Source organism: Bradyrhizobium sp. (genome assembly GCF_030697065.1).
Lineage (GTDB): Bacteria > Pseudomonadota > Alphaproteobacteria > Rhizobiales > Xanthobacteraceae > Bradyrhizobium.
The window spans coordinates 24032-31078 of sequence record NZ_JAUYQU010000007.1 but is presented as its reverse complement, the minus strand read 5'-3'; the positions used below and the strand labels follow the sequence as shown (position 1 = coordinate 31078).

Here is a 7047-nt window from a genome sequence, read left to right as displayed (position 1 = left end):
TCTCCTGCAGCCCCGAAGACACCAGGCGAACCGCCGCCGCGATCGACGGCGCCAGCGTGACCATCATGGAACAACTCGGTCATTTTCCGATGAGCGAGAACCCCGCGCAGTTTCGCCGCTATATTGCGCCGGTCCTGAGCGAAATCCTCAAGCACTCGACGATACCAACCAAGCAAGGAGCACACGTATGAAACGCAATGCTATGATAGGCTACACGCTTGCCGCCGCGCTATGCGCGGGACCGGCAATGGCGCAGGAACTCACCGGGACGCTGAAGAAAATCAAGGAAACCGGCGCCATCACCCTCGGCTTCCGCGACTCGTCGGTTCCGTTCTCCTACCTCGACGACAGCCAGAAGCCGGTCGGCTACGCCATGGACATCTGCTACAAGATCGTCGATGCCGTGAAGAAGGAGCTCAAGCTCGACAAGCTCGAGGTCAAGCTCAATCCGGTGACGTCATCGACGCGCATTCCGCTTATGGCCAACGGCACCGTTGACCTTGAATGTGGTTCGACCACCAACAATGCCGAACGTCAGAAGCAGGTCTGGTTCACCAACACCCACTTCCTGACCGCGAGCCGTTTCGTCTCCAAGAAATCCAGCAAGATCAACTCGATCGAAGATCTCAAGGGCAAGCCCGTGGTTTCCACGTCGGGCACCACCAACATCAAGCAACTGACCGAGGCCAGCGCCGCCCGCAATCTCGGCATCAACATCATCCCGGCCAAGGATCACGCTGAAGCCTTCCTGATGGTGGAGACCGACCGCGCCGTTGCCTTCGTAATGGACGACATTCTGCTGGCAAGTCTGGTTGCCGGATCGAAAGCGCCGGGCGATTACGTCATATCGAAGGACGCATTCTCCAAGCCGGAGCCTTACGGCATCATGCTGCGCAAGGACGACCAGGCCTTCAAGAAAGTGGCCGATGCGGCCACGGCCGCGGTCTATACCGGCGGCGAGGGCCAGAAGATCTACGACAAATGGTTTACCCAGAAGATTCCGCCCAAGGGTCTGAACCTGAACGTGCCGATCGACGCAAAGCTGAAGAACCAGTTCGCCAAGCCCTCCGATTCCCCGGATCCCGATTCCTACAAGTAACCGGGGTACCAAGGCTCTGCCCATGCATTGGCCCGGCCATTGCATGGGCATGTTTCAATGGCATAACGGACGGTAGGCCCTCGTGAGCTATAACTGGAACTGGAGCATCTTCTTTGAACCGGCCCCGGGCGGGACCGGTACCTATTTCGATATGCTGCTCAGGGGGCTGTGGCTGACCATCCAGACCGGGGTGTTCGCCTGGATTATTGCGCTTGTTCTGGGCTCTATTATCGGCGTGCTGCGGACGCTGCCGTCGAAGACCGCGTACTGGGTCGGCTTCGCCTATGTCGAATTTTTCCGCAACATGCCGCTGCTGGTACAGCTTTTCCTCTGGTTCTTCGTGCTGCCGGAATTGCTGCCGCGGAGCTGGGGACTCTGGCTGAAGCAGATGCCCCATGCGCCGTTCTATACAGCTGCGGTCGGGATCGGCCTGTTCATGTCGGCACGCGTCGCGGTGCAACTGGCGGCCGGCATCGCCTCGCTGCCGCGCGGGCAAAAACAGGCCGCGACCGCGCTCGGGCTGACCACGTTTCAGGCCTATCGCTATGTGCTGCTGCCGATTGCCTTTCGCATCATCATGCCGCCGCTGACCTCGGAATTCCTCAACACCATCAAGAATACCGCGGTTGCGATCACCATCGGCCTGATCGAGCTGACCGGCCAGGCGCGCTCGATGCAGGAATTCTCGTTCCAGGTGTTCGAGGCTTTCACCGCCGCGACCGTGATGTATCTGCTGATCAACATCATCGTCGTTACCGGAATGCGCTACCTCGAACGCAGCCTGGCGATCCCCGGCTACATCACGGGGAAATAGCTGATCATGTTCGCCAATTTCGATTTCGACGTGATCCGCCGCTCGCTCGGCTACCTGTTCCTCGACGGCATGACGTTCACGCTGACCCTGACCGCGCTCTCCGCGGTCGGCGGGATCATCTTCGGCACCCTGATCGCGCTGATGCGGCTGTCCGGGTTCAGGCTGCTCGGCCGCATCGCCGGGCTCTATGTCGACTTCATGCGGTCGTTGCCGCTGGTGCTGGTGATCTTCTGGTTCTATTTCCTGGTGCCCTATGTCGGGCAGTGGGTGACCGGCGCCTCGCGCCCGATCGCTGTCGGCGCCTTCACCTCCGCGCTCGTCACCTTCATCATGTTCGAGGCGGCGTATTTTTCCGAGATCATGCGCGCCGGCATCCAGTCGATCTCCAAGGGCCAGCCCGCCGCCGCCAATGCGCTCGGCCTGACCTACGCCCAGACCATGCGCTACGTCGTGCTGCCGCAGGCGTTCCGCAATATGCTGCCGGTGCTGCTGACCCAGACCATCGTGCTGTTTCAGGACACTTCCCTGGTCTATGTGCTGTCGATGCCGGATTTCCTCGGCGCCGCGAGCAAGGTGGCGCAGCGCGACGGCCGGCTGGTCGAGATGTACCTGTTCGCGGCGGTGGTCTATTTCACGATTTCCTGCGCCGCCTCGTTCGCTGTCCGGCGTCTGCAGGCGCGTATCAGTATTGTCCGTTAGGGAAGCGCGCATGATCGAGATCAGACACGTCGACAAGTGGTACGGGCCGACCTTTCAGGCGCTGAAGGCCTGTACCACCAGCGTTGCCAAGGGCGAGGTGGTGGTGGTATGCGGACCCTCCGGGTCGGGAAAATCGACACTGATCAAATGCGTCAACGCGCTGGAGCCGTTCCAGGGCGGGGAAATCATCCTCGACGGCATCAAGGTCAACGATCCCAAGACCGACTTGCCGAAACTGCGCGCCCGCGTCGGCATGGTGTTCCAGCATTTCGAACTGTTTCCGCATCTGAAGATCATCGAGAATCTGTGCCTGGCGCAGGAGAAGGTGCTGGGGCGGTCGCATGACGCGGCCGTCGCAAAGGCCGAGATGCTGCTCGAGCGGGTCGGCTTGAAGGAGCATGCGCGGAAATATCCCGCCGAATTGTCCGGCGGCCAGCAGCAGCGCGTCGCCATCGCCCGCGCGCTGGCGATGGATCCGATCGCCATGCTGTTCGACGAGCCGACCTCGGCGCTCGATCCCGAAATGATCTCGGAAGTGCTGGACGTCATGGTCGATCTCGCGCGCGAGGGCATGACCATGATGGTGGTCACCCATGAAATGGGATTTGCCCGCAAGGTCGCACACCGCGTCATCTTCATGGACCGGGGCGAAATCGTCGAGGACGCCAAAAAGGAAGAGTTCTTCGGCAGCCCGCGCAGCGACCGCGCGCAGAAATTCCTGTCCAAGATTCTGTCGCATTAGGGAGCGTCATTCCGGGGCGCGTCGAAGACGCGAACCCGGAATCTCGAGATTCCGGGTTCGATGCTTCGCATCGCCCCGGAATGACGTTTCGAGGGTTTATCCGCATTAACAATCTGCGTATATGTTTCCGCGCATCCGCCTTACCCCCTCAGGAGAACCCGCTTGGAACAGATCGCTTACGTCAACGGTTCGTTTGTGCCGATGTCAGAGGCCAAGGTCTCGATACTGGACCGCGGCTTTCTGTTCGCCGACGGCATCTACGAAGTCGCCGCCGTGCTCGACGGCAAGCTGATCGACAACGCATCGCATCTGACGCGGCTGGAGCGTTCGGTCGGCGAGATTGCGCTGGCATTGCCCGAAACGATCGAGCGCATCCAGGAAATCCAGCAGGAGCTGGTTATGCGCAATCGTCTCGTCAACGGCATGGTTTATCTGGAGGTGACGCGCGGCGCGGATGCCGGGCGCGATTTCGCGTTTCCCAAGGGCGACGTCAAGCCGACGCTGGTGATGTTCACCTCGGTCAAGGACATCGTGAACGCGGAATCGGCCAGGACCGGCATCGCCGTGATCACCGTGCCCGACCTGCGCTGGGTCCGGCGCGACATCAAGAGCGTGGCCCTGCTGGCGCAGGTGCTGGCCAAGCAGGCCGCGGCGGAAGCCGGCGCCGGCGAGGCCTGGATGATCGAGGACGGCAAGGTCACCGAGGGTGGTTCGTCGTCCTGCTTCATCCTGACTCAGGATGACGTCATCGTGACGCGGCAGAACGGCAGCGCGATCCTGCCCGGCTGCACCCGCAAGGCAGTGGTCGCGCTGGCCGAGGAGCGCCAGTTGCGGGTCGAGGAGCGGCCGTTCACGATCGAGGAAGCCCTTGCCGCCAAGGAAGCCTTCATCACCAGCGCCACCGTCTTCGTGCAGGCGGTGGTGACTATCGATGGCAAGACCGTCGCCAACGGCAAACCGGGGCCGATGACCAGCCGTTTGCGCGAGATCTATGTCGATTTCGCCAAGGCCACCGCGGTTTGACGTCTTGTGCACGGTTGCCGCGACAACGCGGTAGCTGGCTCGCGGCGTTCGGTCCGCCACCGGGAAGCGGAGCTGTCGGTCGAGAAGCTCCAGCGCATCGATGACTTCCTCGATGGCGAAGTCGCCGCCAACAAGATTCCCGGCGCCGTCGTTCTGATCCAGCGCCGCGACCAGCCGCTGTATTTCAGGAGTTTCGGCAAGCGCGATGTCGACACCGGCGTGCCGATGACGATGGACAGCATTTTTCCGTGCCGGCGATACTCCTGCGCTTCGCCAAATCCGGCTGGACCTGCAATACGTCGTCTACGACTATTCGTTCCCCGCAGTCGTCAAATTCGCGATCGTGTTCATCGGCACGCTGTCGCTGAGCTGGGCGGTGACTGTGGCGTTGCGTAAGATTCCCGTCGTGGCGAGGATGATCTGTTGTCTCGTGCGATCGAATCGGCTCACGCGTCGGCTTGACCAGGCGGTGTCTCCTTCACAAATTTGTTGCGCAGCGTGCCAATTCCCGTGAGCTCGATCTCGACGACGTCGCCGGCCTTCAGGTCCGGTGACGCGCCGTCGGTGCCCATCCAGATCACGTCGCCCGGCCACAGCGTAAAATACTTCGTCAGTTCGACGATGAACGGCACGATGCCGAAAATCATGTCGTTGGTGCGGAAGCGGCCGGTTTCCCTGCCGTTGACCTTGATGATGGTTTCCATGGCGTCGAGGTCGACATCGGTCTCGATCCACGGCCCCATCGGCTTGAAGGTGTCGGCGTTCTTGGCGCGCCACAGGCCGCGATCGGCCTTCTGCCAGCTGCGCTCGCTGACATCGTTGCCGATGGTGTAGCCGAACACGCAGGACATCGCATCGGCTTCGGAGAGGTGCTTTGCCTTCTTGCCGATCACCACGACCAGCTCGCCCTCGTAATGGATCTTCTCGGTGGCGGTCGCCGGGATTACCACCTCCTCGTCATGCGCGATCAGCGCATTCTGCGCGCGATAGCCGATCTCGGGCCGGTCAGGCACGTTGGGAACCGTGCCGGCCTTGTCGGCGGCTTCCTTGAGATGCTTGAGGTAATTGAGCCCGACGCAATAGAAGGTGCGGGGCATCAGCGGCAGTTCGATCCGGACCTCCTTCAGCGCGTGCCACTGCGCGGTCTTCTGCCACTCGCCGAAGGGATCGCCGGCAACGGTCAAAACCTTGTCACCCTCGACCAGGCCCCAGGAAGTCTCTCCTGCGGCAGTGAATTTCAGCCAGCGCATCGCCTGATTCCCTTTTCGCTCTACTCTGCCGCGGCGCGCGGCTGGGTCTTCCATGCGCCGGCGGCCGGGCGCTTCAGGCCCAGATTCTCGCGCAGCGTCTTGCCGGCATAATCCTTATGAAACAACCCGCGTCGCTGCAATTCCGGAACGATGTGATCGACAAAATCGGCGTAGGAGCCCGGCACGATGGTCGCCGCAATGACAAACCCGTCGCAGCCCCGTTCGACGAACATTTCTTCCAGTCTGTCGGCGACCTCCTTCGGCCCGCCGACGATGGCATCGTGTACCTGGCCACGTCCGGAGAAGGTGACGAAGTCGCGCGCGCTCGGATTGCTCTTGCCCGACGCCTTCAGCACGCCGTCGCGGATACCCAGAATGCCCTGCATGCTCTTCAGCTCGTCGGTCGTCAGCGGCTCATCCAGACCCTTGGAGGCGAAGTCGTAGTTCAACGCCTCCGCCAGCAGCGACAGCGCATCGATCTGCAACGGCAGCTTGTTGATCAAGGCCATCTTGTCTTCGGCCTCGGCCCTGGTGGCGCCGCAGACCGGCGTGGTGAGGTTGCAGAGAAACATCTGGTCGGGATCGCGCCCGGCCCTGGCGGCCTCGTTCCTGACGGCGGCGTAGCCTTCCCTGGCGGCTGCGAGATTGCGCGCGGCGGTAAAGATCACCTCGCCCCATCGTCCGGCAAAGCGCTGGCCGCGTCCGGAGGCGCCGGCCTGAATGACCACCGGATGGCCCTGGCTCGAGCGCGGCACGGTGAACGGCCCGCGCGACTTGAAGAATTCTCCCTTGTGGTCGAGCCGCTTGACCTTGGCCGGGTCGGCGAAGCGGCCGTTCTTCTTGTCGAGGATGACCGAGCCGTCTTCCCAGGCGTCCCAGTGTCCGAGCACCACTTCCATGAATTCGTCCGCACGGTCGTAGCGGAAATCGTGTTCGAGATGGGCATCCTTGCCCATGTTGTGCGCCTCGCCGTCGTTCAGCGAGGTGACGACGTTCCAGGCCGCCCGGCCGCCCGACATGAGGTCGAGGGTCGCAAAACGCCGCGCCACATCGAACGGCTCGAAATAGGTGGTCGATGCGGTCGCGCCGAGACCGAGCTTTTCGGTGGCCATGCCCATGCAGGTCAGCACGACCAGCGGATCCATCTTGACGCAGCGGATGCCGTATTCGACGGTATGGGCGTGATCGCTGCCGTAGCGGTCCGGCATCGCCAGCCGGTCGTCGAAGAACGCCATGTGGAATTTGCCGGATTCCAGAATCCGGCCGATTTCCTGGTAGTAGTCCGCCGACATCGAATCGTCGCGCGATTCCGGGTGGCGCCACGAACTCGGCAGATTGGTGCAGTTCTGCGCCTGCAGGAATCCGACCATCACCATTTGCCGTGTCATGCTGCTCTCCAAGGGCTTGATCTACCAGTGCC

The 7047-nt window shown here is 62.0% G+C and carries 9 protein-coding genes; 7 read left to right on the top strand and 2 right to left on the bottom strand.

From position 1 onward, the window contains the following. The 7 genes from Q8R73_RS00485 to Q8R73_RS00455 form a co-directional block, all read left to right on the top strand. Window positions 1-191: alpha/beta fold hydrolase (locus Q8R73_RS00485; RefSeq protein ID WP_371125993.1), on the top strand; the 191-nt coding region annotated here is incomplete at its 5' end. Next, window positions 188-1099: an amino acid ABC transporter substrate-binding protein gene (locus tag Q8R73_RS00480; RefSeq protein WP_371125992.1), complete on the top strand. Its 912-nt coding sequence runs from the start codon at window positions 188-190 to the stop codon at window positions 1097-1099. The genes Q8R73_RS00485 and Q8R73_RS00480, both read left to right, overlap by 4 nt. 82 nt (window positions 1100-1181) lie before the next feature. Continuing rightward, window positions 1182-1913, top strand: coding sequence for an amino acid ABC transporter permease (locus Q8R73_RS00475; protein WP_305717588.1), 732 nt, complete (start codon window positions 1182-1184; stop codon window positions 1911-1913). Between the two features lie 6 nt (window positions 1914-1919). Then, window positions 1920-2612: an amino acid ABC transporter permease gene (locus tag Q8R73_RS00470; protein ID WP_305717587.1), complete on the top strand. Its 693-nt coding sequence runs from the start codon at window positions 1920-1922 to the stop codon at window positions 2610-2612. Window positions 2613-2622: 10 nt separating this feature from the next. Next, window positions 2623-3354 carry an amino acid ABC transporter ATP-binding protein gene (locus Q8R73_RS00465; protein WP_305717586.1) on the top strand — a complete coding sequence of 244 codons (732 nt, stop codon included), beginning with the start codon at window positions 2623-2625 and terminating at the stop codon, window positions 3352-3354. 162 nt (window positions 3355-3516) lie between these two features. Beyond that, complete coding sequence (locus Q8R73_RS00460; RefSeq protein WP_305717585.1) at window positions 3517-4377, top strand: D-amino-acid transaminase; 861 nt, start codon at window positions 3517-3519, stop codon at window positions 4375-4377. Window positions 4378-4383: 6 nt separating this feature from the next. Then, on the top strand, window positions 4384-4773 hold the full coding sequence (locus Q8R73_RS00455; protein ID WP_305717584.1) for a serine hydrolase: 390 nt from the start codon (window positions 4384-4386) through the stop codon (window positions 4771-4773). Between the two features lie 50 nt (window positions 4774-4823). On the opposite strand, the gene Q8R73_RS00450 is transcribed toward Q8R73_RS00455, so the two are convergent. Then, window positions 4824-5627: a fumarylacetoacetate hydrolase family protein gene (locus Q8R73_RS00450; RefSeq protein WP_305717583.1), complete on the bottom strand. Its 804-nt coding sequence runs from the start codon at window positions 5625-5627 to the stop codon at window positions 4824-4826. Between the two features lie 20 nt (window positions 5628-5647). Continuing rightward, on the bottom strand, window positions 5648-7015 hold the full coding sequence (locus tag Q8R73_RS00445) for an LLM class flavin-dependent oxidoreductase (protein WP_305717582.1): 1368 nt from the start codon (window positions 7013-7015) through the stop codon (window positions 5648-5650). Window positions 7016-7047: the final 32 nt, after the last annotated feature.

Coding starts and splice junctions, on each gene's coding strand:
- Q8R73_RS00480 (WP_371125992.1), top strand. CDS start 188: ATGAAACGCAATGCTATGATAGGCTACACGCTTGCCGCCGCGCTATGC.
- Q8R73_RS00470 (WP_305717587.1), top strand. CDS start 1,920: ATGTTCGCCAATTTCGATTTCGACGTGATCCGCCGCTCGCTCGGCTAC.
- Q8R73_RS00465 (WP_305717586.1), top strand. CDS start 2,623: ATGATCGAGATCAGACACGTCGACAAGTGGTACGGGCCGACCTTTCAG.
- Q8R73_RS00450 (WP_305717583.1), bottom strand. CDS start 5,627: ATGCGCTGGCTGAAATTCACTGCCGCAGGAGAGACTTCCTGGGGCCTG.
- Q8R73_RS00445 (WP_305717582.1), bottom strand. CDS start 7,015: ATGACACGGCAAATGGTGATGGTCGGATTCCTGCAGGCGCAGAACTGC.